The 23,309-nt window shown below is 39.5% G+C and carries 20 protein-coding genes, 2 tRNA genes and 1 pseudogene; 21 read left to right on the top strand and 2 right to left on the bottom strand.

The window, feature by feature from the left end; translation table 11 throughout:
- Positions 1-65: 65 nt before the first annotated feature.
- From murA to CYK55_RS13500, 9 genes are all read left to right on the top strand, one after another.
- The gene (gene murA, locus CYK55_RS09350; protein WP_034687438.1) at positions 66-1,367 is read left to right on the top strand and encodes a UDP-N-acetylglucosamine 1-carboxyvinyltransferase; all 1,302 of its coding nucleotides are present in this window, start codon (positions 66-68) and stop codon (positions 1,365-1,367) included.
- A 14-nt stretch (positions 1,368-1,381) separates the two neighbouring features.
- The gene (locus CYK55_RS09345) at positions 1,382-1,558 is read left to right on the top strand and encodes a DNA-directed RNA polymerase subunit beta (RefSeq protein ID WP_080693132.1); all 177 of its coding nucleotides are present in this window, start codon (positions 1,382-1,384) and stop codon (positions 1,556-1,558) included.
- A 212-nt stretch (positions 1,559-1,770) separates the two neighbouring features.
- The gene (yidD, locus tag CYK55_RS09340; protein ID WP_034687566.1) at positions 1,771-2,046 is read left to right on the top strand and encodes a membrane protein insertion efficiency factor YidD; all 276 of its coding nucleotides are present in this window, start codon (positions 1,771-1,773) and stop codon (positions 2,044-2,046) included.
- Positions 2,047-2,078: 32 nt separating this feature from the next.
- Entirely contained in the window at positions 2,079-2,528 is a 450-nt protein-coding gene (locus CYK55_RS09335; RefSeq protein ID WP_034687436.1) for a GNAT family N-acetyltransferase, read from the top strand.
- A gap of 65 nt (positions 2,529-2,593) precedes the next feature.
- Complete coding sequence (locus CYK55_RS09330) at positions 2,594-3,478, top strand: ROK family protein (RefSeq protein WP_126134233.1); 885 nt, start codon at positions 2,594-2,596, stop codon at positions 3,476-3,478.
- Positions 3,479-3,552: 74 nt separating this feature from the next.
- Entirely contained in the window at positions 3,553-3,786 is a 234-nt protein-coding gene (locus CYK55_RS09325; RefSeq protein ID WP_010734899.1) for a DUF2969 domain-containing protein, read from the top strand.
- 87 nt (positions 3,787-3,873) lie between these two features.
- Positions 3,874-3,954: transfer RNA gene (locus CYK55_RS09320), tRNA-Tyr, on the top strand.
- Between the two features lie 6 nt (positions 3,955-3,960).
- Positions 3,961-4,032, top strand: a tRNA-Gln gene (locus tag CYK55_RS09315).
- Between the two features lie 116 nt (positions 4,033-4,148).
- The gene (locus tag CYK55_RS13500; protein WP_010734900.1) at positions 4,149-4,319 is read left to right on the top strand and encodes a hypothetical protein; all 171 of its coding nucleotides are present in this window, start codon (positions 4,149-4,151) and stop codon (positions 4,317-4,319) included.
- Between the two features lie 52 nt (positions 4,320-4,371).
- Here the strand turns inward: CYK55_RS13500 and CYK55_RS09310 are convergent, their stop codons facing one another.
- On the bottom strand, positions 4,372-4,980 hold the full coding sequence (locus CYK55_RS09310; protein ID WP_126134232.1) for a TetR/AcrR family transcriptional regulator: 609 nt from the start codon (positions 4,978-4,980) through the stop codon (positions 4,372-4,374).
- A 173-nt stretch (positions 4,981-5,153) separates the two neighbouring features.
- On the opposite strand from CYK55_RS09310, the pseudogene CYK55_RS09305 reads away from it, so the two are divergent.
- A pseudogene (locus CYK55_RS09305) lies at positions 5,154-9,382 on the top strand (acyl-CoA dehydratase activase-related protein).
- Positions 9,383-9,619: 237 nt separating this feature from the next.
- On the top strand, positions 9,620-10,327 hold the full coding sequence (locus CYK55_RS09300; RefSeq protein WP_034687427.1) for a GntR family transcriptional regulator: 708 nt from the start codon (positions 9,620-9,622) through the stop codon (positions 10,325-10,327).
- Positions 10,328-10,411: 84 nt separating this feature from the next.
- Here CYK55_RS09300 and CYK55_RS09295 read toward each other — a convergent pair whose 3' ends face one another.
- Complete coding sequence (locus CYK55_RS09295; protein ID WP_034687564.1) at positions 10,412-11,056, bottom strand: YigZ family protein; 645 nt, start codon at positions 11,054-11,056, stop codon at positions 10,412-10,414.
- Positions 11,057-11,187: 131 nt separating this feature from the next.
- Between CYK55_RS09295 and CYK55_RS09290 the strand changes: the two genes are divergently transcribed.
- The 10 genes from CYK55_RS09290 to CYK55_RS09245 all read left to right on the top strand — a co-directional run bounded on the left by CYK55_RS09290 (position 11,188) and on the right by CYK55_RS09245 (position 23,209).
- The gene (locus tag CYK55_RS09290; RefSeq protein WP_034687426.1) at positions 11,188-11,478 is read left to right on the top strand and encodes a DUF7662 domain-containing protein; all 291 of its coding nucleotides are present in this window, start codon (positions 11,188-11,190) and stop codon (positions 11,476-11,478) included.
- 254 nt (positions 11,479-11,732) lie between these two features.
- The gene (locus tag CYK55_RS09285) at positions 11,733-13,058 is read left to right on the top strand and encodes a DEAD/DEAH box helicase (RefSeq protein ID WP_126134435.1); all 1,326 of its coding nucleotides are present in this window, start codon (positions 11,733-11,735) and stop codon (positions 13,056-13,058) included.
- Positions 13,039-13,740: a ComF family protein gene (locus tag CYK55_RS09280; RefSeq protein WP_034687423.1), complete on the top strand. Its 702-nt coding sequence runs from the start codon at positions 13,039-13,041 to the stop codon at positions 13,738-13,740. Before CYK55_RS09285 ends, CYK55_RS09280 begins: the two co-directional genes overlap by 20 nt.
- A 136-nt stretch (positions 13,741-13,876) precedes the next feature.
- Positions 13,877-14,428 carry a ribosome hibernation-promoting factor, HPF/YfiA family gene (gene hpf, locus CYK55_RS09275; protein WP_010734910.1) on the top strand — a complete coding sequence of 184 codons (552 nt, stop codon included), beginning with the start codon at positions 13,877-13,879 and terminating at the stop codon, positions 14,426-14,428.
- Between the two features lie 217 nt (positions 14,429-14,645).
- Positions 14,646-17,180, top strand: a complete 2,535-nt coding sequence (gene secA, locus CYK55_RS09270; protein WP_034687421.1) for a preprotein translocase subunit SecA — start codon at positions 14,646-14,648, stop codon at positions 17,178-17,180.
- A gap of 382 nt (positions 17,181-17,562) precedes the next feature.
- A protein-coding gene (gene prfB, locus CYK55_RS09265; protein ID WP_206437464.1) for a peptide chain release factor 2 occupies positions 17,563-18,661 on the top strand; the annotation gives its coding sequence in 2 pieces (ribosomal slippage) (positions 17,563-17,634 and positions 17,636-18,661; 1,098 coding nt in all).
- Positions 18,662-18,771: 110 nt separating this feature from the next.
- Positions 18,772-19,458, top strand: a complete 687-nt coding sequence (ftsE, locus tag CYK55_RS09260; RefSeq protein WP_010734913.1) for a cell division ATP-binding protein FtsE — start codon at positions 18,772-18,774, stop codon at positions 19,456-19,458.
- Entirely contained in the window at positions 19,451-20,335 is an 885-nt protein-coding gene (gene ftsX / locus CYK55_RS09255) for a permease-like cell division protein FtsX (protein WP_284592157.1), read from the top strand. The genes ftsE and ftsX overlap by 8 nt, the downstream gene beginning before the upstream one ends.
- Positions 20,336-20,559: 224 nt before the next feature.
- On the top strand, positions 20,560-22,008 hold the full coding sequence (cls, locus tag CYK55_RS09250; protein ID WP_126134230.1) for a cardiolipin synthase: 1,449 nt from the start codon (positions 20,560-20,562) through the stop codon (positions 22,006-22,008).
- Between the two features lie 346 nt (positions 22,009-22,354).
- Positions 22,355-23,209, top strand: coding sequence for a phosphate ABC transporter substrate-binding protein PstS (locus tag CYK55_RS09245; RefSeq protein WP_034687412.1), 855 nt, complete (start codon positions 22,355-22,357; stop codon positions 23,207-23,209).
- The last annotated feature ends 100 nt before the right edge of the window (positions 23,210-23,309 follow it).

The following is a 23,309-nucleotide window of genomic DNA, read 5'->3' as shown; positions in this document are numbered from 1 at the left end:
AAGTGATATAATAAAAAAGATTTTGAGCGAATGTATACTCAACGGATTTTTTTGGGGGGAACAACATGGAAGAGATCATCGTAAAAGGTGGCAATCAATTAAAAGGAACAGTAAAGATCGAAGGAGCAAAGAATGCGGTATTGCCGATTTTAGCCGCAAGTTTATTGGCTGAAGAAGGAACGACCGTTTTAGATAATGTGCCAATTCTTTCTGACGTGTTCACTATGAATCAAGTGATCCGTCATTTGAACGTAGATGTAGCGTTTGATGAAGAGAATAATCGTGTGACACTTGATGCATCGAGAGAATTAGAAATTGAAGCACCTTATGAATACGTAAGCCAAATGCGTGCGTCAATCGTTGTGATGGGACCATTATTGGCTAGAAATGGTCATGCCAAAGTTGCAATGCCTGGTGGATGTGCGATTGGAAAACGTCCGATTGATTTACACCTAAAAGGTTTTCAAGCCTTGGGTGCAAAAATCATTCAAAAGAATGGTTATATCGAAGCAATCGCCGATCAACTGATCGGAAATACGATCTATTTAGATTTTCCAAGTGTTGGTGCGACACAAAACATCATGATGGCTGCTGTCAAAGCAAAAGGCACGACGATCATTGAAAACGTCGCACGTGAACCTGAAATCGTTGATTTAGCGAATATCTTAAATAAAATGGGTGCGAATGTTTATGGCGCTGGTACAGAAACGATGCGTATCGAAGGCGTTGATCATTTGCATGCAGTCAACCATTCAATCGTCCAAGACCGTATCGAAGCCGGTACTTTCATGGTAGCAGCAGCGATGACTGAAGGCAATCTATTGATCGCTGATGCGATTTCTGAGCATAATCGTCCATTGATCTCTAAATTGATCGAAATGGGTGCAACGATCACTGAAGAAGACGGTGGCGTTCGTGTCATCGGACCAAAACATATTTTACCAACAGATGTAAAAACAATGCCACATCCTGGTTTCCCAACGGATATGCAAGCACAAATGACTGCTATCCAGTTGGTTGCAGAAGGTACAAGTGTTGTGACTGAAACAGTCTTTGAGAACCGTTTCCAACATCTTGAAGAAATGCGCAGAATGAATGCCCATGTAAAAATCGATGGCAACATTGCGATCATGGATGGTAATCACGAATTACAAGGTGCTGAAGTCTATGCAACAGATCTAAGAGCAGCAGCAGCGCTCGTATTAGCTGGTTTGAAAGCAAATGGAATCACACGCGTTCGTAACCTGAAATATTTAGATCGTGGCTATTATAATTTCCATATTAAATTGCAACAATTAGGTGCAGATGTGGAACGTGTAAGCGTGGAAGAAACACCAATCGAAAAAACACCACAAACAATCGCTTAAGGATGTGACGAGAGATGACGAATCCACGCTATATTTTGATAAGTTTGGTAAAAATTTTAGCTGTCATTTTACTTGTACTCCTATTATTCATCATTGGAACAATGATCGGATATGGTTTGATTGGCGGTGGAAGTCCATTCAAGGTCTTTCAACCGAGCTTATGGTTGCATATCTTCGATTTCTTTAGTTAAGTGTGTAAATTAGGTAACAGATAAGATAAAAAGAGGTTGTGGCAAAAGCGTACAGCTCCGAGAAATAAGCGCCAAAATCCGAAAATAGCTTTTCATATTTTTGGGTTTTGGCGCTTATTTCTGTAGGAGTTGCTTTTAGAACACCGTTTATCCGGGTATAGGGGATGGTAAGTGGATGTATGACCAATCCTCTTTTTTATGGAGATGAAAATATGAAAAAGATTTTAATTTATTTAGTTCGAGGATACCAGCGTTTTATTTCACCTGCGTTCCCACCAAGTTGTCGGTATTATCCAACTTGTTCCAATTACATGATCCAAGCCATCCAAGTACATGGTGCGCTCAAAGGAACTCTAATGGGAACAGCACGCATCTTTCGTTGTCACCCATTTGTGAAAGGCGGTATCGATTATGTGCCTCGTAACTTTCGTTTGACACGTAATAAAGAAGATCAAACGATGCCAGACTATAAAAAATACAAAAAATAGAGTCATTGATTTTTATAAGATGGGAGGAAGCAATGTTTCAACAATTGAACAAAAGTGACTTACCATGGGCGTTACTACTAGAAGCGGATCCTGATAAAGACAAAGTGATCGCTTATGTGACTAATGGCGATGGATTTATCTGGAAAGAGCATGATGAAGTGATTGGTGTGCTTGTTTATGAAATCAGAGAAACGGAATGTGAGATCATGAATGTTTCTGTTGCTGATGCGCATCAAGGAAGAGGAATCGGTGGCAAGCTGATTGACCATGCACTCGAACAGTTTAGCAAAGAATGCAAACAACTAACAAAAATATTAATCCGTACAGGAAGTATTACGAATCCAGCGTTATACCTCTATCAAAAGAAAGGATTTAAAGAAGTATCAAGGGAAAAGGATTACTTCATCAATAACTACCCAGAACCAATCTATGAAGAAGGAATACTTCTGAGAGATCAAGTCACTTTAGCCAAAGAATTATAGAATGAAAAGAAAGCGTTTCATAATGAAAGTAATGATGAAAAACTATCGAGGAGGAACAAATAATTATGGGGATTTTAGCATTCGATTTTGGCGGTTCAGCTGTCAAATATGGTTATTGGGAACAAGAAACACTAACACATAAAGGTCAGTTCACAACACCAGCTACATGGAAAGAAATGAAAGCGCAATTATCATCGGTATTCCAGCAATTATCACAAGAAGTAGCAATCAGTGGGGTCGCCTTTAGTGCACCAGGTGTTGTGAACAGCCAACGACAAGTGATTGAAGGTATCAGCGCGATCCCTTATATCCATGGATTTGATATTTATACTGAATTAACGGAATTGTTTGGTCTGCCAGTTGCTATGGAAAATGATGCGAATTGTGCGGGAATGGCTGAGTTTTATGAAGGTGCTGCTCGTGGCTATCAAAATGTTGCTTTTGTAGTGATTGGTACAGGCGTAGGTGGTGCGATGTTCACTAATGGTGAATTGAATAAAGGCGCTCATCTTTATGGCGGAGAATTTGGGTTGATGTTTCTTAATGGAGAGCATACATTCAGTACATTAGGAACGGCAGTCCAAATGGCGTGGCGGTACTGTGAACGCAAAGGATTAGATAAAAATACCTTTAGTGGAAAAGAAGTCTTTGAATTAGCAGAAAATGGTGATCCTCTCGCACAAGAAGAAGTTGAATCTTTTTATGATTATTTAACAAAAGGGTTATTTAGTATTCAATTTTCTTTTGATCCAGAAGTGATCGTATTGGGTGGCGGAATTTCTGCAAAAGAGGGATTACTGACAGAAATCAATCAACGGATGAAAAAATTGACGAGCCATTTTGGGTTGAATGATTTTGATCCATTAATCACCCTGTGTGAGTATCGCAATGATGCGAACCTGATAGGGGCAGCGGCAAATTATCTAGCGCAACAAGAAGTAAGAAAATAAATTATCAAATAGAAGGCGCGCAGTGAATGTTTTCTGCCGTTAAATGTGATAAACTATTGAAGAGGTGGGAAATAATGTCAAAAAAGAATAAAGATATTGAAGTGCGTACCGAAGAGATCAAAAAAACGATCAAAGGGAACACATATGAGGTAACGCAGTTATTTATTGGTAAAAAAATGATCGGTGAAATTTTAGCGTATGGACCAAAAGAATTTGAGATTTTCTTGGGAGAAGAAGACTTTGGCAAAGAAAAAAGTCTTGAAAATGCGATAGAAACAGTGATTCGTCATTGGAATTTACACGAATAAAAAAATATCAAAAAAATTTTCAATAAAGGGTTGCAATCACTTGGAAAATTAGGTATTATAACTAAGTCAGGTTGATACAAACCTTTCGGAGGAGTAGCGAAGTGGCTAAACGCGACGGACTGTAAATCCGTTCCTTAGGGTTCAGTGGTTCGAATCCACTCTCCTCCATTTCATTGGGGTATAGCCAAGCGGTAAGGCAAGGGACTTTGACTCCCTCATGCGTTGGTTCGAATCCAGCTACCCCAGTTCCTAGAGTGATCAGTTGCAGATCACTCTTTTTTTTGTGTAAAACATCTTGTTTCTTGCTGATTTTGCTATTATAGGCTAGAGTAGATATAAGAAGAAAAAAGGAGGCGGCACAAATGAAGTGGAAACAAAAAGTAGATGAAACCGCAGAAAAGATTTACGATATGATCAAATCGGAGAAGTACAATGTAGAGATCCATGTACCGAAAAAATCAGAAAAATTTGTCCAAATCAAAGCGAAACGTCCAACAAACCATACCAAAAAATGGTTGTCTAAAAATCGTTAAGAATAACAAAAGCTCTGAAGTTCACATAATCTTGTGTTCTTCAGAGCTTTTGTTATTTTTCAATCTCGATTCCTAAGACGGTCAAGTGACCATTTCCTACTAATTTGATGACTAAAGTAGCTAACTGCTGTGGTGTCATCTCGGTTTCACTAGTGACCCACCAATGTAAAGTACCGGTAAAAATGGCAGTTATGTATTCTGTGATAAAGTCAATAGGTACTTCTAGTTCGTTCTCTGTGATTTTTAAACGATCAAAGATAGTGGCGTATTTTTCTGATAAGAAAATTTTCAACTTTTTCCTGAAAAACTCGATCGAAGTGCCGTCTAAAGTCGTAATAAATATGGCTTTGTTCTCAACCACCAATTGGTAAATTTGAGTTAAGGCGCGGTTGACCCGTTTCAGCTTCAATTTATTACCTTCCATCAAGGGTTCCAAATCTAAAATCGAGGTAAATGTCTGGATAGCGATATGGAATAAATGCTCATAAAGATCTTGTTTATCTTTGAAATGAGCATAAAATGTTGCACGATTGATCATTGCTTCATCGGCGATTTCTTGGATCGTGATCCGCTCCATACTTTTTGTTTCTAATAAACGTAAGAACGCTTCAATAATCATTTTATTGGTACGTTTCACTCGAAGATCGTTTTTCTTCATCATAAAAATCTCCTCACTTTTGGTCGACAAATCGCACATAATTGTTGTTTATCTCACAAACTGACGATTATTGCTTATTGCAATCGCTCTAAATCGTTTTAGAATAGATATATGTAGTATAACAGACGGTTTGTTCAATGTTCAACAAAGCGTCTTTTTAAGAAGGTGGCGAGATGATGAAAATGTACGGAGGTATCGATGTAGGTTCAACGACAGTAAAATTAGTGATTCTTGATAAACATGGTGAAACTCTTTTTGCTAAATACGAACGACATTATGCAGATATCAGAAAAGCAACCATCAATATATTAGAAGAAGCCAAAACAACCTTACAAGATCAGGGGATTGCTTTTGCCATCACTGGTTCTGGCGGTATGGGCTTAGCGGAACATCTACAATTACCTTTTATCCAAGAAGTGATTGCATGTACAAAAACGATCGAAGAAAGGATTCCCGAAACAGATGTAGCAATTGAATTAGGGGGAGAAGATGCTAAAATCACTTTTTTTGGTTCTTCTTTAGAACAACGCATGAATGGTAGCTGTGCGGGAGGGACAGGCGCATTTATTGATCAGATGGCCGCACTATTGAAAACCGATGCAAATGGGTTGAATGAACTAGCCAAAGCATACCAACAGCTTTATCCGATTGCCTCTCGCTGTGGTGTATTTGCTAAAACGGATGTACAACCACTGATCAACGAAGGAGCGGCGAAAGCTGATATCGCTGCTAGTATTTTTCAAGCCGTCGTCAATCAAACGATCGCTGGTTTAGCAGCAGGCAGAAAGATCAAAGGAAAGGTCGCCTTTTTAGGTGGCCCACTTTACTTTATGTCCGAATTGCGCCAACGCTTTATTGAAACGCTTAGTCTATCGACAGAAGAAGTGATTTTTCCAGAAAATCCGCAACTATTCGTAGCATTAGGAGCAGCTTATCACGCAAAAGCTTCAAAGGAAAAAACACTCAGTGAATTAGTCCAGAAATTGAAAAGCCAAGAGCAAGAGTTGCTTCATCCATCTCGTTCTTTAGCGCCACTGTTTCAGAACGATCAAGAGTTAGCTGATTTTCGTAGACGACACGAAAAAGCGAAGGTGCAAGAACGTGCGCTAGCTACCCATCAGGGGGGACTTTCCTAGGTATTGATGCTGGTTCGACAACGACGAAGGTCACCTTGATCAATCAATCAGGAGAGCTATTATTCTCATTTTATGGAAACAATGAAGGACAGCCTTTAGAAACAACCATCAACGTATTGAAAAATATGTATCAGCAAATGCCCAAAGACTGCTTTATCGGTAAAGCGGTAGTGACTGGGTATGGTGAAGCGTTGATCAAGAGTGCGTTGAAAATCGATATTGGTGAAGTCGAAACGATGGCGCATTATAAAGCAGCAAATTTTTTTCAACCAGGTGTCGATTTTATTTTAGATATTGGCGGACAAGACATGAAGGCAATGACGATCAAGGACAGCGCATTGTCTTCGATTCAATTGAACGAAGCCTGTTCTTCAGGTTGTGGTTCATTTATCGAAACATTTGCTAAGTCATTAGGTTATGGAATCCGAGATTTTGCGGTTGCTGCTATTTCAGCTAAGAACCCTGTGGACTTAGGTTCCAGATGTACGGTCTTCATGAATTCAAAGGTCAAGCAGGTCCAAAAAGAAGGCGCTTCTGTTGGGGACATCTCAGCTGGTCTGTCTTATTCTGTGATCAAAAATGCGATCTACAAAGTGATCAAAATCAGAAACCCAGAAGATTTAGGCAATAAGATCGTGTGCCAAGGTGGAACCTTTTATAACGATGCAGTCTTGCGAGCATTTGAAACAATCAGTGGAAGAGAAGTTGTTCGTCCTTCTATCTCAGGATTGATGGGTGCATACGGCGCTTCTTTGATTGCTTTGGAAGAATATCAAAAAGGGGAAATAAGTGAAGTACTCTCATTTGAAGAATTGACTCAGTTGACGACAGAAAAAGAATTGACGCACTGTGGGTTGTGTGAGAATAATTGCTTATTGACGGTCACTTTATTTTCTGATGGTCGGAAATTGATTTCTGGTAATCGTTGTGAACGTGGGGCACAGATCAAAATCAAAAAAGCCGATCAAAAAATCAATTTAGTGGCTGAAAAATCTCGACAATTATTCCGTTACCGTCCATTACGAAAAACAGAAGCTGTCAACGGGGAAATCGGGATTCCAAGAGTATTGAATATGTATGAAAACTTTCCACTTTGGCAGACTTTCTTTCGTGCTTTAGGCTTTCGAGTTGTCTTATCCCCTCGTTCGAGTAAGAAAATCTACGAACAAGGGATCGACACGATTTCAAGCGATACCGTCTGCTATCCAGCGAAACTGGTGCATGGCCATATCCAGTCACTGATCGATGCTGGTGTTCCCTGCATTTTTTATCCGGGCGTGATCTTTGAGCAAAAGGAGAACAATCAAGCGGACAATCATTTTAATTGTCCCATCGTTCAAAGTTATCCAGATGTCATCAAAAATAATGTCGATGCAATTCGGGAAGGACGGATTGATTACCGTCAGCCGTTTTTGAATCTAGCGAACGAAGCATCAGTGGCAAAGACGTTACACCAAACATTTTCTGATTATGGATTTTCAGAAGAGCAAATAAAAGAAGCCTTACACCAAGGATATGAAGCATTAGCCGATTTTAAAAAAGAAATTCAGCAAAAAGGAGAAGAAACCTTAAGGATGCTACATCAGAACAATGAACGTGGCATCGTTCTTGCAGGTCGCCCTTACCATCTAGATCCGGAAATCAATCATGGGATTGCAGAATTGATCACACAAGAAGGCTTCCATGTCTTGACAGAAGATAGCATTGCTCATCTAGGAGATGTGGGGCAATTACGCGTAGTGAATCAATGGGTCTATCAATCAAGATTATATGCTGCCGCCCGAGTCGTCGCCAAATCTAAGGAATTAGAATTAGTGCAATTAAACTCTTTCGGGTGTGGTATCGATGCGGTGACAACTGATCAAGTGGAAGAAATCATGGGGCAATATGGCAAGTTATACACTGTACTAAAAATCGATGAAGGTGCAAATTTAGGTGCCATCAGGATACGCTTGCGCTCATTAAAAGCGGCAGTCGATGCACGAACCAAACAACAATTTCACCCAACAAAACGATTTCTTATACCAGATAAAATCACTTTTACCAAAGAAATGAAGAAAACACATACCTTGTTATTACCTATGTTGAGTCCTATCCATCAATCTGGTTTAGTTGATGTTGCTCTAAAAGCCTCGGGATATCAAGTCGTTTGTTTGCCAAGAGAAAGTGGAAATGCGAATGATGTTGGGTTAAAGTACGTCAACAATGACGCGTGTTATCCAGCAATCATCTCAATTGGGCAAATAGTCGAGGCATTGGAAAGTGGCACATATGACTTAAATCATACCAGCGTGATGATGACCCAAACAGGAGGTGGATGCCGAGCGACTAATTATATCCCACTGCTTCGAAAGGCGCTTGATGAAGCTGGTTTCCCACAGATACCTGTGGTTTCTGTGTCTTTCGGCAATCAAGGGGTAGAATCTTCTCCTGGTTTTACGTTCACATTGCCATTGTTGAAACGCTTAGCTGTTGCTTTTTTATATGGCGATCTTTTTGAACGGGTCGTTTACCGTACTCGACCATATGAGATAGAAAAAGGCACGATTGATGCAATGCACCATCAATGGCTTGAACGAGTGGAACGCAATGTCAAAAATGGTTCTTTGACAAATTTCAATCGAAATATGGTGAAAATCATCCATGCTTTTGACACGGTTCCGCTAACGAACCAAACGAGACCTAAAGTAGGGATTGTTGGAGAGATCCTAGTCAAGTATTCACCTACAGCCAATAATGATATCGTCCGATTATTAGAAGAAGAAGGAGCTGAAGTCGTTGTTCCTGATATCATGGGCTTTATGAATTATTCGCTATACAACCAAATCTGGAAATATGAACATTTAGGTCATTCGAAAAAAAGCAAATGGGTCGCGCAGTTTCTTATCCGCTTGATTGAATATGTTGTAAAGCCAATGGATAAAGCATTAAGGAAATCACAACGCTTTGATGGAATAACACCAATTCATCAATTAGCAGAGGAAGCAAGCCAGATTTTATCAATTGGTAATCAGACCGGTGAAGGCTGGTTTTTAACCGGTGAGATGATTGAATTGTTGGAAAATGATGTGCCTAATATCGTTTGTATGCAACCATTTGGCTGTCTACCGAATCATGTTGTAGGCAAAGGGGTATTCAAAGAGCTTCGTCATCGTTACCCAAAAGCCAACATTACTGCAATCGATTATGACCCAGGTACGTCTGTCGTCAATCAATTGAATCGAATCCGTTTGATGATGGCAACGGCCATGAAAACACTGGATCAATGATTAGTTGGGTAAACTTGAGCCAGCCTTTTTGATTCTGTCGTTTCCGAGCAAGAATAGTAAGAGCTTGTTACTTTAATTACTTATTTGAATAAGAGTGAATGATCATAGTTCTCTATCCAAACGCTATTATGTCGTAGGGCGAGGCAGTGGAATGAACAGCATGGTGGGCTCTTTTTTGTTGAGAATTAGGTATATACCAGTTATAATAAAATAGAAATGAAAGGACGGATAGATGTTATGTCGAATCAATTACCGGTATATATACAAATTCACGATCAAATCAAAAGTGAAATCGAGCAAGGCGTTTGGAAAATCGGAGATCGTCTTCCTTCAGAAAGAGAATTAGCCATCAAATTCAATGTTAGTCGTATGACTTTAAGACAAGCGATCCAAAACTTAGCCGATGAAGGAATCCTTGAAAGAAAAATTGGATCAGGTACGTACGTAGCACGAGAAAAGGTCCAAGAAAAAATGTCTGGTGCAACCAGTTTCACCGAAATTATGGAATCACAAAATCGTGTGCCATCCAGTCGAACGGTTTCTTATTTTCTCACGTCACCAAGTTCGAGTGAAATGGAGAAATTGCAATTAACAAAAGATGATACCATCTTACGAATGGAACGGATTCGTTTTGCTGATGATATCCCTATTTGCTTTGAGATTGCGAGTATTCCGCAAAAAATCATCGATGGATACAGCAAAGCAGAAATTACGGAGTCATTGTACCGAACACTCGAAGAAAAAAGAGGAAACAAGATCGGTGCGGCGAAACAAACAATTTCAGCAGTCTTAGCTTCAGAAAAAATTGCTGAATATTTAGAGGTCAAGCGAGGAGATGCTGTTTTACGTTTAAGGCAGATTTCTTACTTTGAAGATGGTACGCCATTTGAATATGTACGCACCCAATATGTCGGCGACCGCTTTGAGTTTTATTTAGAAAGATGATCGTTCATATCGAATAAAAAGACCAGAGAATAGTCATCGGCATAGCTGCCTTCTATTCTTTGGTCTTTTTCTATATGATCAGACTCATTCTCTTGTTTGAATGAGTTGTTCATGATAAGAAACAGCTCCTTCAGTAAATGTCACTTGACCGCTCAAAAGTTCAATGATTGCTTCTTGGAAAGCAGAGACCTCTTTTTCATTGATCATGCAAACAACGATGACTTTTTCTGTATAGCGGATTTCTTTCACATTCACCTGCTGAAGTGCCAAGTAGTTTTCTATTTTTCCTAGTTGGGGATAGGCAATATGAATCGATAGTTCTTGTTGCAATGTCCCCTCAACGATGCCAATTTCTTGTAATGCGTGGGAAACCGAATGCGCATATGCACGAATCAAGCCGCCTGCACCTAACTTGATCCCGCCGAAATAACGAGTCACAACAGCTGCAACATTGATTAGTTCATTTTTTTTGATTACTTCTAGCATCGGCACGCCAGCAGTTCCACTCGGTTCACCATCATCGCTACTTCGTTGAATCTCATTTTTTTCACCAATCACAAACGCACTGCAATTATGATTGGCTTTCCAATGTTCTTTTTTTGTTTCTTGGATAAATTGTTTTGCTTCTTCTTCTGTTTCAACTCGTTTAAGTGAGCAGATAAAACGTGATTTTTTTATTTCAAGCTCACTTTGACCATTTTCTTTGATCGTGTAATAACGTTCTAACATCTGTTTCACTACTTTCATTGTTTGTTCTCGTCTCTTTTCAAGTATAGAGAATTTTTTTCTGCATGACAATTATGTTAATAGTTGCTTAACGAAGGGAATATGGGATAATAAAGAAAAGTGAGGTGCGTAACATGAAAGAACGAGTCAAAAAGTATGATGCTATCACTCATTATCTAAAGACAAATGGTGGCTCTCAAATCACGCTGACATTTACTCAAATCGATGAGTTGCTTTTTCCAAGTAGTGCTTTGCCCCGTTCTGCACGAGAAAATACCGATTGGTGGGCGAACGACTATAAACATCCTGAAAAAGGCGCCTATGGCTGGATCAATGCTGGCTATGAAGTGGTGGTCATCAATTTAGAAAAAGAATTTATCGTATTCAATCAATTAGTCAAATCCAGTTGGTTATTTGACGAATAACTATTTTTCTAGCTGTTGATCCGATCTCTCGATTCAAGTCCAAATTTAGGTCTAGCTACATATACCAGTATGATCTGAGTCCGAAAGTTTCTGTTAAAGAAATGGCTTGCTGAATCAGTTTCATACTTTTTTTTCATTGAAATCATCGCGTTCGTCCGCTTATTATTTGATTTTCTAATTGGATCAATCCGATTGATTCTGCATGGAGGATTTCCTTTTTGGCGTATCTATTTTGCGAAGGGAGAGAAGTGCATATGCAAGCGGAAGATTTTTTTGGGAGACGATTATTAACTAAAGAAGTATATGGGAATGAACATTCTTATGAAGAATTGAACTATGAAGTGGTAGATGCAGTCACAGTCAAAAAAAAGCAGCTTTATTGCAATCGTTGCAGTCAAACTACCCCTTTGCAAACAGCAAGGCTCAATGCGTCTACCTACTACTGTCCCCACTGTCTGTTTTTGGGGCGTTGCGATACCCAGCAACAGCTCTACTTATTCGAACAACCAAATGGAAAGAAGCGTCATATAAAACACTGTTGGGAAGGCCGATTAACAACACTACAACAGCGGATTTCGGATGATCTATGTGAACGATCGGGTGAGCATTTGGTTTGGGCAGTGACCGGCTCAGGCAAGACGGAGATGCTTTACGCCAGTATCCGAACGACCTTAGCTAAAGGTGGGAGAGTGGCTATCGCCTCACCAAGGATCGACGTTTGCCAGGAATTATACCTACGACTTAGCAAGGTCTTCCCAGAAGAAACGATCCGCCTGCTCCATGGGAAATCAGACGAACCTGATCGCTATGGTTCTTTAGTGATTTGTACGACGCATCAATTGTATCGTTTTTACCGAGCATTTGCTCTTTTAGTCGTAGATGAAGTGGATGCTTTTCCATTTGTGGGGGACCAAGGGTTAGCTTATGCAGTGAAAACCGTACTACAAAGAAATGGCCAACTGATATATTTAAGTGCGACACCCGATAACCAGTTATTGAAAAAAAGCCGAACAGCTATAAGTGTTCATCAGTTGGCTTTACGCTTTCATCAACGATTATTGCCAGAACCGAAATTGCTTTTTTGGAATCAGTGGTCAAATCGCTGTTTGCACCCAAAAAAGAATCAACGATTGTGTCGCTTGATCCAAGAGCTAGTTAAAGAAAACCATGTGCTATTGTTTTGCCCGAGTATCTCTTTAATGGAGCAATTGGAGAAACAATTAAAAAAACAATTGTCTTTTCGTATGACATCCGCCTCTTCAAAAGATGAAGCACGTAGTAGCAAAGTTCAAAATATGAGAGAGCAACATTACGATGTATTTTTGACCACGATGATCTTAGAGCGTGGGGTGACTTTTGAACGGATCTCAGTCATTGTTTTAGGCGCCGACCATCCGGTATTCAGCAAATCATCACTGGTCCAAATTGCTGGACGTGCCGATCGAAAGGGAGGATTCACCAATAGTCAGGTCTATTTTTTCTATGAAGAAAAGACACGTGCTATCGCAAAAGCCTGTAAAGAAATCAAACAAATGAATAAAAAAGGAAAAGAGCAACGAGATGAGATGCGTATACTGTAAGAAAATATTTAGTAGAAATATAACAATTAGTGAATTGCTTGGACTGAAAAAAATAGCGAGACGTTGCCAGGAATGTCAATTCTTATTTCAACGAATACAACAGGAGAGTAGCCATCAGTGCGAAGGCTGCCAAAAAGTATGGACGAAACAGGCTATTGATCAACATGACTATTGCCGAGATTGCTTGCATTGGCGTACGCGTTATCCTAACTATCGTTGTTGTCATCGTGCGTTCTTCCGCTATGATCAAGCGTTCCGTACTTGGCTCAAACAATATAAATTCATGGGGGATATCTTGCTGGCACATACATTCAGCTCAGAGTTACAAGAATTACGAAAACAATACAAGTCGTTTGTTTTTTGTCCGATCCCATTGTCTACAGAAAGGATCAGCGAAAGGGGATTTAATCAAGTGAGTGAACTATTGAGAGCTGCTGGGCTTCCTTTTCAAGAATTGCTGATTAGAGAAAAACACCATACACCGCAATCTAAAAAAACAAGAGAGCAACGTTTGATTACGACCCAACCATTTGTTTATCAGCCATCTACACCTAAAATCAAAGGGGAAAATATCTTACTGATCGATGATGTTTATACGACGGGCCAGACGATGTTCCATGCAGCGACCTGCCTATTGGCGCAGTCACCCAATAAAGTACAGACGTTCTCACTTGCTAGATAAGCTTTTTGTAGAAACGGCCGTAAAATGACAGCGATTTAGTTTGCAAATGCTTACGAGTTCGATATAATAGAAGTAAGAAGAGGGAAAGAGTGGTCCTTCTCCTTCTTGATTGTGGTAGATGAAAGGGGTAGTTTTTATGTTTAGATATAATGTACGCGGCGAAAATATCGAAGTAACTGAAGCGATTCGTGACTACGTAGAGAAAAAAGTAGGAAAATTAGAACGTTATTTCAGCGATGCTCCCGATGCTACGGCGCATGTGAATTTAAAAGTTTATACTGAAAAAACAGCAAAAGTGGAAGTTACAATTCCATTACCTTATCTCGTATTACGTGCCGAAGAAACTTCACCAGATCTATATGCAAGTATTGATTTGGTTGTTGATAAATTGGAACGTCAAATCCGCAAATTCAAAACAAAAATCAATCGTAAATCTCGTGAAACTGGTTTGAATACAGCAAATGCGGCGGTTATGTTCAATAATGAAGACGAAGAAGAAAATGAGTCTGAATTAGATATCGTGCGCACAAAACGCTTGTCATTGAAACCAATGGACAGCGAAGAAGCTGTTTTACAAATGAATATGTTAGGCCATAACTTTTTCATCTTTGAAGATGCAGAAACGAATGGTACAAGCATTGTTTACCGTCGTAAAGATGGCAAATATGGATTGATTGAAACTGATTGATAAATAACGAAATAATAACATGAAAAAAACTTGCAGTGGTCTCTAATGACTACTGCAAGCTTTTTTTTCGGATTGAATAGATAAAAAAGAATATGAAATAATTATGAAGATATCACTTTAATTGTCTTAAGTTATTTCATTTATCCACAACTAATGATAAAATAAGAAACAGAGTCTACATAGTTTGGATATTATATAAAAGGAGATTAAACAACGCATGGCCAATTTTATTCGTTCGATTATCGAAAATGATAAGAAAGAACTAAAACGTTTAGAAAGTATTGTAAAAAAAATCGAAGCTCATGCTGATGATATGGCAGCATTAACAGATGAACAATTACAAGCAAAGACAACAGAATTTAAAGAAAGATATAAAAAAGGGGAAACATTAGATCAACTTTTACCAGAAGCTTTCGCAGTAGTTCGCGAAGCAGCAAAACGCGTATTAGGGTTGTACCCTTACCCTGTGCAGTTGATGGGGGGGATCGTCCTTCATGATGGGAATATTCCAGAGATGCGTACCGGTGAAGGGAAAACCTTGACTGCTACGATGCCTGTTTATTTAAATGCTTTGACAGGAGAAGGCGTTCATGTAGTTACTGTCAATGAATACTTGTCTACTCGTGACTCCAATGAGATGGGTGAGTTATACAACTTCTTAGGTTTGACAGTTGGCTTGAATATCAATTCAAAATCAGCAGATGAAAAACGTGAGGCCTACAATTGTGACATTACGTATAGTACAAACAACGAGCTAGGGTTTGACTATTTGAGAGACAACATGGTCGTTTATCGCCATCAAATGGTCCAACGTCCATTGAACTATGCGATCGTCGATGAAGTCGATTCGATCTTGATCGATGAAGCAAGAACGCCATTGATCATTTCTGGACAAGCAGAAAAGTCAACTGCGTTATATACGCGTGCGGATAACTTTGTCAAACGATTGAAAGAAGAAGAAGATTATAAAATCGATGTTCAATCAAAAACGATCAGTTTGACTGAAGCGGGAATTGAAAAAGCGGAAGAAACTTTTGGTTTAGATAACTTATATGATATCGAAAATTCTGCTTTAACGCATCATATCGATCAATCATTACGCGCAAACTATATCATGATTTTAGATATTGACTATGTGGTCCAAGATGGAAAAGTAATGATCGTTGACCAATTTACTGGTCGTATCATGGATGGACGCCGTTATTCTGATGGCTTGCACCAAGCGATTGAAGCCAAAGAAGGCGTGGAGATCGAAGATGAAACAAAAACGATGGCATCGATCACATTCCAAAACTATTTCCGTATGTATAAGAAATTATCTGGTATGACAGGGACAGCGAAGACAGAAGAAGAAGAGTTTAGAGAAATCTACAACATCCAAGTCATTCAAATCCCTACAAATCGTCCGGTCATTCGTGATGATCGTCCAGATTTGTTATATCCGACATTGACAAGCAAGTTCAATGCAGTCGTTCAAGATATCAAAGATCGTTACCGTAAAGGACAACCTGTTCTTGTAGGTACTGTCGCTGTTGAAACGTCTGAATTACTTTCTGATTTATTGAACCGAGAACGCGTGCCTCATGAAGTACTAAATGCCAAAAACCACTTTAAAGAAGCCGAGATCATCATGAATGCTGGTCAAAAAGGAGCAGTTACGATTGCAACAAACATGGCTGGTCGTGGTACGGATATCAAGTTAGGTCTAGGTGTTCGTGAGTTGGGTGGATTAGCCGTTATTGGTACAGAACGTCACGAATCAAGACGTATCGATAACCAGTTACGTGGACGTGCAGGTCGTCAAGGAGATCCAGGGATGTCACAATTCTACTTGTCTCTTGAAGATGACTTGATGAAACGATTCGGTTCAGAGCGAATCAAAGCCTTCTTGGAACGCATGAAGATCGGTGAAGAGGATGCAGTGATCCAAAGTAAGATGTTGTCGAAACAAGTTGAATCTGCGCAAAAACGTGTAGAAGGAAACAACTACGACACACGTAAAAACGTTCTTCAATACGATGATGTGATGCGTGAACAACGTGAAGTCATCTATAAACAACGTCAAGATGTAATCATGGAGGAAACAAGTCTATCTGAACCATTGATGAATATGGTCAAACGAACGATCAGTCGAGTAGTAGATGCACATACTCAACTTGAAAAGGAAAACTGGAACCTTGAAGGGATCGTTGACTTTGCTGGTAGTACACTGGTTCATGAAGACAGTATTTCATTGGCTGATCTAGAAGGCAAGACACCACAACAAATCAAAGATTTCTTAAATGAAAAAGCACAAGAAATCTTTAATACGAAAGCTTCACAACTAAATGGTCCTGAGCAATTACTTGAGTTTGAAAAAGTCGTGATCTTACGTGTTGTTGATTCAAAATGGACAGACCACATCGATGCAATGGATCAATTACGTCAATCGATCGGACTACGTGCTTATGGACAAAACAATCCACTTGTCGAATATCAAACAGAAGGCTATAAAATGTTTGAAGACATGATTGGTGCAATCGAATACGAAGTAACACGTATCTTTATGAAAGCGGAGATCCGTCAAAACGTCCAACGTGAACAAGTGTCTCAAGGGCAGCCTGTTCAACCAACAGAAGGCGGTGCAAAAGAAAACAGTCGATTGAATGTGAAATCACAGCCTGTCAGCGTCAATAAAGTTGGTCGTAATGACCCTTGCCCATGTGGCAGTGGTAAAAAATTCAAAAATTGTCATGGTAAGAATGAGATGTAATCTTTCCTGTTGAAAGAAATCGTTCATACGGAACAATAAGATTTGATCAATTCAGAAAAGGAACTCACCTCATATGAGAGTGATCGTTCCTTTTCACAAACTAAAATAGATAGGGAATCTTAAAGCATTATTTTTTGTTTTATGACTTCCCTGAGGTCAAGAAGTGCTGAGCCTCAAGAAATAAGGTGGAATCCGCAAAAATCGTTCGTTGAATTTTTGTGGATTCCACCTTATTTCCGAAGAGGTGACTTTTGGGACACACTTACCATTAAGAACGGAATGAAAAAGGAACGTGGCGAGCTTGTCGCATCTTATTCTTTCTGTTCGTTCAAGATTCTGGTAGACTAAATAATGAAGATTAGATAGAAAGAAGGAAATCGAAATGGAAATTTCTGAAATTCGAAACCTCCTAACCGAAATGCAAGAGAAAGTCACAAGTTTTAGGGGGTCTCTTTGACTTAGATCAGCTGGAAGAAGATATTGCTGAAGCAGAAGCAAAAATGGCTGAACCCGGTTTTTGGGATGATAGTGAAGCTGCACAAAAAGTGATCAATGAAAATAATGCAAACAAAGAAACCTATGATCAGTTCAATGAACTCGCACAAGAGTTAGAAGAACTAGAATTGATGGTGGAAATGTTACAAGAAGAGCCAGATGCGCAAATGCAAGAAGAAGCACAAGAGCGAATCAGTGCGTTAGCTGAAAAGATGACGACTTACGAATTAGCCATGTTACTAGACGGATCTTATGACCGCAATAACGCCATCGTCGAGCTACATCCGGGTGCTGGGGGAACAGAATCTCAAGACTGGGGAAGTATGTTGCTACGAATGTACACCCGTTGGTCAGAGCAACACAACTACCAAGTGGAAATGTTAGATTACCAAGCTGGTGATGAAGCTGGAATCAAAAGTGTGACATTATTGATCAAAGGGCATAATGCTTATGGTTATTTGAAATCAGAAAAAGGCGTTCACCGTCTTGTTCGGATCTCGCCATTTGATTCGGCGAAACGCCGACATACGTCATTTTGTTCGGTCGATGTCATGCCAGAATTAGATGACATGATCGACATCGAGGTCAATCCTGATGATTTGAAGATCGACACTTACCGAGCAAGTGGAGCGGGTGGACAGCATATCAATAAAACAGAGTCTGCTGTACGGATCACGCATTTGCCAACAGGAACGGTCGTTGCCAGTCAGGCACAACGCTCACAATTAAAAAACCGTGAACAAGCGATGGGGATGCTGAAAGCGAAACTTTATCAATTGGAAGTTGAAAAGAAAGAACAAGAAGCAGCTGCATTACGTGGGGAACAAATGGAAATCGGTTGGGGATCACAGATCCGTTCTTATGTTTTCCATCCTTATTCGATGGTCAAAGATCATCGGACCAATGTGGAAACTGGAAATGTTCAAGCGGTGATGGATGGCGAGTTAGACCCATTCATCGATGGCTATTTAAAAATGCATATATAGTATGCTTACGATTAGTAGTAAATTGAAATAAAATTGTAAGATTTCGAAAGCAAGCTGAAACATTCCCATGCTATAATGACTAAAGACTGAAAAGATATGGAGAGAACGCCATGATTGAAATGAAGGATGTAATGAAGAAGTACTCAAATGGTACCACAGCTATCCGAAATCTCTCGATCGTCATTGACCAAGGAGAGTTTGTTTATGTAGTAGGACCATCTGGTGCTGGTAAATCTACATTCATCAAATTGATGTACCGAGAAGAAAAAGCAACGAAAGGAACGTTGAACGTTGCTGGACATGATCTGATAAATATCAAGGATCGTGAAGTACCTTATTTACGTAGAGAAATTGGAGTAGTTTTCCAAGACTATAAATTATTACCTCGAAAAACTGTATATGAAAATGTCGCGTATGCGATGCAAGTCATCGGTAGAAAACCTCGTGACATAAAAAAACGTGTCATGGAAGTTTTAGACTTAGTCGGCTTGAAACACAAAGTACGTGTTTTCCCGAGTGAATTGTCAGGTGGGGAACAACAACGTGTTTCGATTGCTCGAGCAATCGTGAATACACCAAAAGTATTGATTGCAGATGAACCGACAGGAAACTTAGACCCAGAAAACTCATGGGAAATCATGAAGTTATTGGATCGGATCAATGCGCAAGGAACCACTGTTGTTATGGCTACACATAACAGTACGATCGTTAATACAATTCGTCACCGCGTAATCGCCATTGAAAATGGCCGGATTATTCGTGACCAAGCGGAAGGGGAATATGGATACGATGATTAGAACCTTTTTCCGCCATTTATTAGAAAGTATCAAAAGTTTAAAACGAAACGGTTGGATGACCATCGCATCGATCAGTGCAGTGACGATCACACTGACTTTGGTCGGTGTATTTATGGCAATTATCATGAATGCGACTAAATTAGCCGAAGACATCGAAGGTAACGTAGATGTTTCTGTGTTCGTTGATATCGGGACGAATGAGAAAGATATGAAAACACTCGAAAAAGAATTGAATGAACTTGAACACGTCAACAAAGTTGAATTTTCAAGTAAAGACCAAGAATTAAAGAAAATCCAGGATCAAATGGGTGATTCTTGGAGTTTGTTTGAGGGAGACGGCAATCCGTTATACGATGTATACGTTGTAACAACGACACAACCTTCTTATACTAAAGAAGTTTCTGAAGAAGCGGCGAAGTTGAAAAATGTTTTCCGTTCGGATTATGGTGGCACTTCGTCTGACCGAATCTTTGATATTGCTGCGGCAGTGCGTACATGGGGATTAGCAACAGCTGCCTTGCTATTGTTTGTCGCGATGTTCTTGATCTCAAATACGATTCGTATCACGATCATTTCACGTCAAAGAGAGATCCAGATCATGCGTTTAGTTGGTGCCAAGAATGGCTATATCCGTTGGCCTTTCTTCCTTGAAGGAGGTTGGATCGGCTTGATTGGAGCCATTATTCCTGTATTGATCCTCACATTTGGGTATCAGGAAATCTACAGATTACTCAACCCAACCTTGTTGCGTTCAAATTACTCATTGATACAGCCACAGGATATCGTTTGGAAAATCGATGCGTTGATGGCCGGTATTGGTGTCATTATTGGTTCATTAGGTTCGATTATTTCAATGAGAAGATTCTTGAAATTTTAGACAAAGATATGAAGCAGACCAGTGGGAGCGATCCTGCTGGTTTTTTTTACAAAAATTTTCATTCTCGAAAAATCTATTTTATAGAAAAATAAACTTACTCTTTCCTGTCTATCTATAGTATTCTTAGGAAGCCGGTTTTTCTGGTAGACAAATCAGTGGTTTTTCTTTACTTTAAAAAACAACTTCGCTATCCTAAGGAGGATAGCCGGATAAGAGGTGAGGCAATGGATATTATTTTTGACAATTTTTCGACGATCTTACTGCTTACGAATACATTATTATCTTTAGTGATCGTTTTTACCGAAAGAAAAGAAACTGCTCAAACTTGGGCATGGTTACTTGTATTGACTTTTATCCCGATCCTAGGTTTTTTCCTTTATATTTTCTTTGGACGTGGGATTTCAAAAGATAAGATATTTGATTTGAAGATTCAGGGAAAGGTCGGTAAGAACTTAGAGATTGAAGAGGATCGACAGGCATTGATGCGGGGATTATACCCACATCCTCCGACTGGACAAGTGGATGTCAAACAGTTGATTTATATACTAACTGTTGGAGAAAGCACGCTGTATACCACAAACAATGACGTTACGTTGTTCACCGATGGAAGAGAGAAGTTTGATCGTTTGATCGAGGACATTGACCAGGCAACTGATCATATCCATCTACAATATTACATTTATCGTAGTGATAGCTTAGGGATCGAAGTGTGCGCAGCATTAACTTCTGCTGCTCGCAGAGGGGTACAAGTAAGAGTTTTACTGGATGCGTGGGGATCGACAGAAGTTTCAACCAAGTTTTTCCATGAGTTAAAAGAAGCTGGTGGAGAAGTTGCTTTCTTTTTTCCGCTTTTTGTTCCTTATCTGAACCCGCGAATCAATTATCGGAATCATCGAAAGATCGTAGTGATTGATGGGAAAATTGGTTATACAGGTGGATTCAATGTGGGAAATGAGTATTTAGGTCTCGTGCAAAAATTTGGTTACTGGCGAGATAATCATTTGCGTATCTATGGTGAAGGAGTCTATGCGCTACAAAATCGTTTTTTGATGGATTGGAATTCTCAACATACAAAAGAAGTACACTATGCGGCGCGCTTTTTCCCAAGTATTGCATCAACCGGTGAGATTGCCTTACAGGTCGTGACGAGTGGACCAGATTCAGAACATGAACAAATCAAAATGACGTACCTTAAAATGATCTCACTGGCCAAGCGGGAAATCTTGATCCAAACGCCTTATTATATTCCAGATGAATCAATCCACGAAGCTTTAAAATTGGCATTGTTATCCGGTGTGAAGGTCCATTTGCAGATCCCCAATAAACCAGATCACCCATTAGTTTATTGGGCAACGTATTCTTTTGCTGCTGAATTGATCGAATATGGTGCTGTCATTGAAACTTATGAAAATGGATTTATTCATGCGAAGACAATGATCATCGATAGCGGAATCGTTTCCGTAGGTTCAGCAAATATCGACGTTCGTTCTTTCCGTTTAGATTTTGAGGTCAATACACTGATCTATGATGAACGGCTCGCAACTCAAGTGCGAGGAGCATTTTTTGAAGATGCAAAAGTTTCTGAGCGTTTGACAAAAGAACGTTACGAGGCTCGGGGTTGGATGATCAAGCTAAAAGAGGGATTGGCTCGACTTGTTTCGCCACTCTTGTAAAAAACTGAACAAAAAAGGACATGAAATAGACTCATAAGAGCAGATTTTCATGTCCTTTTCTATCGGGGCCATTTCTGTAGTTTTATTACAAGAAATGGAGAAAGCGTCTCGCAAGAGCGGGAATTAACTTTTGGGGTATTTCTTGTTTTTTGGGGAAAGCAAGAAATAAGTTAATGCTTGCTTGGTACAGAGACACATTTCAATGCCAGTATAGCATAGAAAAATTTATTGAGATAGTATTTTTTTGATTAAATTAAATTATTTGTTATTTAATAAAATTAATTGATTTTCAAGTAATAGTGAAAATGTTAAAATGAAAATACTTTAGGATTGAAGGAGATTTCTAATGAAAAAATTACGATTATTAATACCAATGATAGCACTATTTATAACAATGTCTGGGTGTTCAAACCTGGTCGACCAAGGAGAATCGATCACAGCGGTGGGATCATCCGCTTTACAACCTTTAGTTGAAACGGTTGCTGAGACATATCAATCAGAAAATCCCGGCAGATTTATCAATGTACAAGGTGGCGGAAGTGGTACTGGTTTATCGCAAGTCCAATCAGGCGCTGTTGAGATCGGTAATTCTGATTTGTTTGCAGAGGAGAAATCAGGGATCGATGCGTCTGCACTGATCGACCATCGAGTAGCAGTAGTGGGCATTACACCAATTGTCAACAAAGAAGTCGGCATCGACAACATTTCGATGGAAGATTTGAAAAAAGTATTTACTGGTGAACTGACGAACTGGAAACAACTAGGTGGGAAAGATCAGCCAATCGTGATTTTGAACCGTGCAGCAGGTAGTGGAACGAGAGCAACTTTTGAAAAATGGGTCTTAGACGGCGAAACAGCGATTCGTTCCCAAGAACAAGATTCTAGTGGAATGGTCCGTCAAATCGTTGCTGACACGCCAGGAGCAATCAGCTATGTCGCATTCTCTTATGTATCAAAAGATGTGGATACACTGAAAATCGACGGAGTCGAGCCAACAGACGAGAACGTCACAACAAATGATTGGACGATTTGGGCTTATGAGCATATGTATACGCGAAAAGAGACAAGTCAATTAACGAAAGACTTTTTAGCTTATATCTTATCAGATGAAGTGCAAAAAAATATCGTTGGAGAGTTGGGTTATATTCCAGTGTCGAGTATGAAAGTTGAACGCGATTGGGAAGGTAATGTGGTGAATTAACCATCTTTACACAAAATTTACAAAGTTAGCACAAAATTTACATGTTATTAAAATCAAATTGATATTCGCTTAGTAGACTGTATAGGTATGTTAAAGGACC

Origin of the sequence: Enterococcus mundtii (assembly GCF_003957375.1) — a bacterium.
GTDB lineage: Bacteria > Bacillota > Bacilli > Lactobacillales > Enterococcaceae > Enterococcus_B > Enterococcus_B spodopteracolus.
The sequence above is the reverse complement of the archived record's forward strand: the minus strand, read 5'-3'. Positions and strand labels throughout refer to the sequence as shown.

Bases quoted from the DNA above. Each gene is read 5' to 3' on its own strand.
- murA (WP_034687438.1), top strand. From the start codon at position 66: ATGGAAGAGATCATCGTAAAAGGTGGCAATCAATTAAAAGGAACAGTA.
- CYK55_RS09345 (WP_080693132.1), top strand. From the start codon at position 1,382: ATGACGAATCCACGCTATATTTTGATAAGTTTGGTAAAAATTTTAGCT.
- yidD (WP_034687566.1), top strand. From the start codon at position 1,771: ATGAAAAAGATTTTAATTTATTTAGTTCGAGGATACCAGCGTTTTATT.
- CYK55_RS09335 (WP_034687436.1), top strand. From the start codon at position 2,079: ATGTTTCAACAATTGAACAAAAGTGACTTACCATGGGCGTTACTACTA.
- CYK55_RS09330 (WP_126134233.1), top strand. From the start codon at position 2,594: ATGGGGATTTTAGCATTCGATTTTGGCGGTTCAGCTGTCAAATATGGT.
- CYK55_RS09325 (WP_010734899.1), top strand. From the start codon at position 3,553: ATGTCAAAAAAGAATAAAGATATTGAAGTGCGTACCGAAGAGATCAAA.
- CYK55_RS13500 (WP_010734900.1), top strand. From the start codon at position 4,149: ATGAAGTGGAAACAAAAAGTAGATGAAACCGCAGAAAAGATTTACGAT.
- CYK55_RS09310 (WP_126134232.1), bottom strand. From the start codon at position 4,980: ATGATGAAGAAAAACGATCTTCGAGTGAAACGTACCAATAAAATGATT.
- CYK55_RS09300 (WP_034687427.1), top strand. From the start codon at position 9,620: ATGTCGAATCAATTACCGGTATATATACAAATTCACGATCAAATCAAA.
- CYK55_RS09295 (WP_034687564.1), bottom strand. From the start codon at position 11,056: ATGTTAGAACGTTATTACACGATCAAAGAAAATGGTCAAAGTGAGCTT.
- CYK55_RS09290 (WP_034687426.1), top strand. From the start codon at position 11,188: ATGAAAGAACGAGTCAAAAAGTATGATGCTATCACTCATTATCTAAAG.
- CYK55_RS09285 (WP_126134435.1), top strand. From the start codon at position 11,733: ATGCAAGCGGAAGATTTTTTTGGGAGACGATTATTAACTAAAGAAGTA.
- CYK55_RS09280 (WP_034687423.1), top strand. From the start codon at position 13,039: ATGAGATGCGTATACTGTAAGAAAATATTTAGTAGAAATATAACAATT.
- hpf (WP_010734910.1), top strand. From the start codon at position 13,877: ATGTTTAGATATAATGTACGCGGCGAAAATATCGAAGTAACTGAAGCG.
- secA (WP_034687421.1), top strand. From the start codon at position 14,646: ATGGCCAATTTTATTCGTTCGATTATCGAAAATGATAAGAAAGAACTA.
- ftsE (WP_010734913.1), top strand. From the start codon at position 18,772: ATGATTGAAATGAAGGATGTAATGAAGAAGTACTCAAATGGTACCACA.
- ftsX (WP_284592157.1), top strand. From the start codon at position 19,451: ATGATTAGAACCTTTTTCCGCCATTTATTAGAAAGTATCAAAAGTTTA.
- cls (WP_126134230.1), top strand. From the start codon at position 20,560: ATGGATATTATTTTTGACAATTTTTCGACGATCTTACTGCTTACGAAT.
- CYK55_RS09245 (WP_034687412.1), top strand. From the start codon at position 22,355: ATGAAAAAATTACGATTATTAATACCAATGATAGCACTATTTATAACA.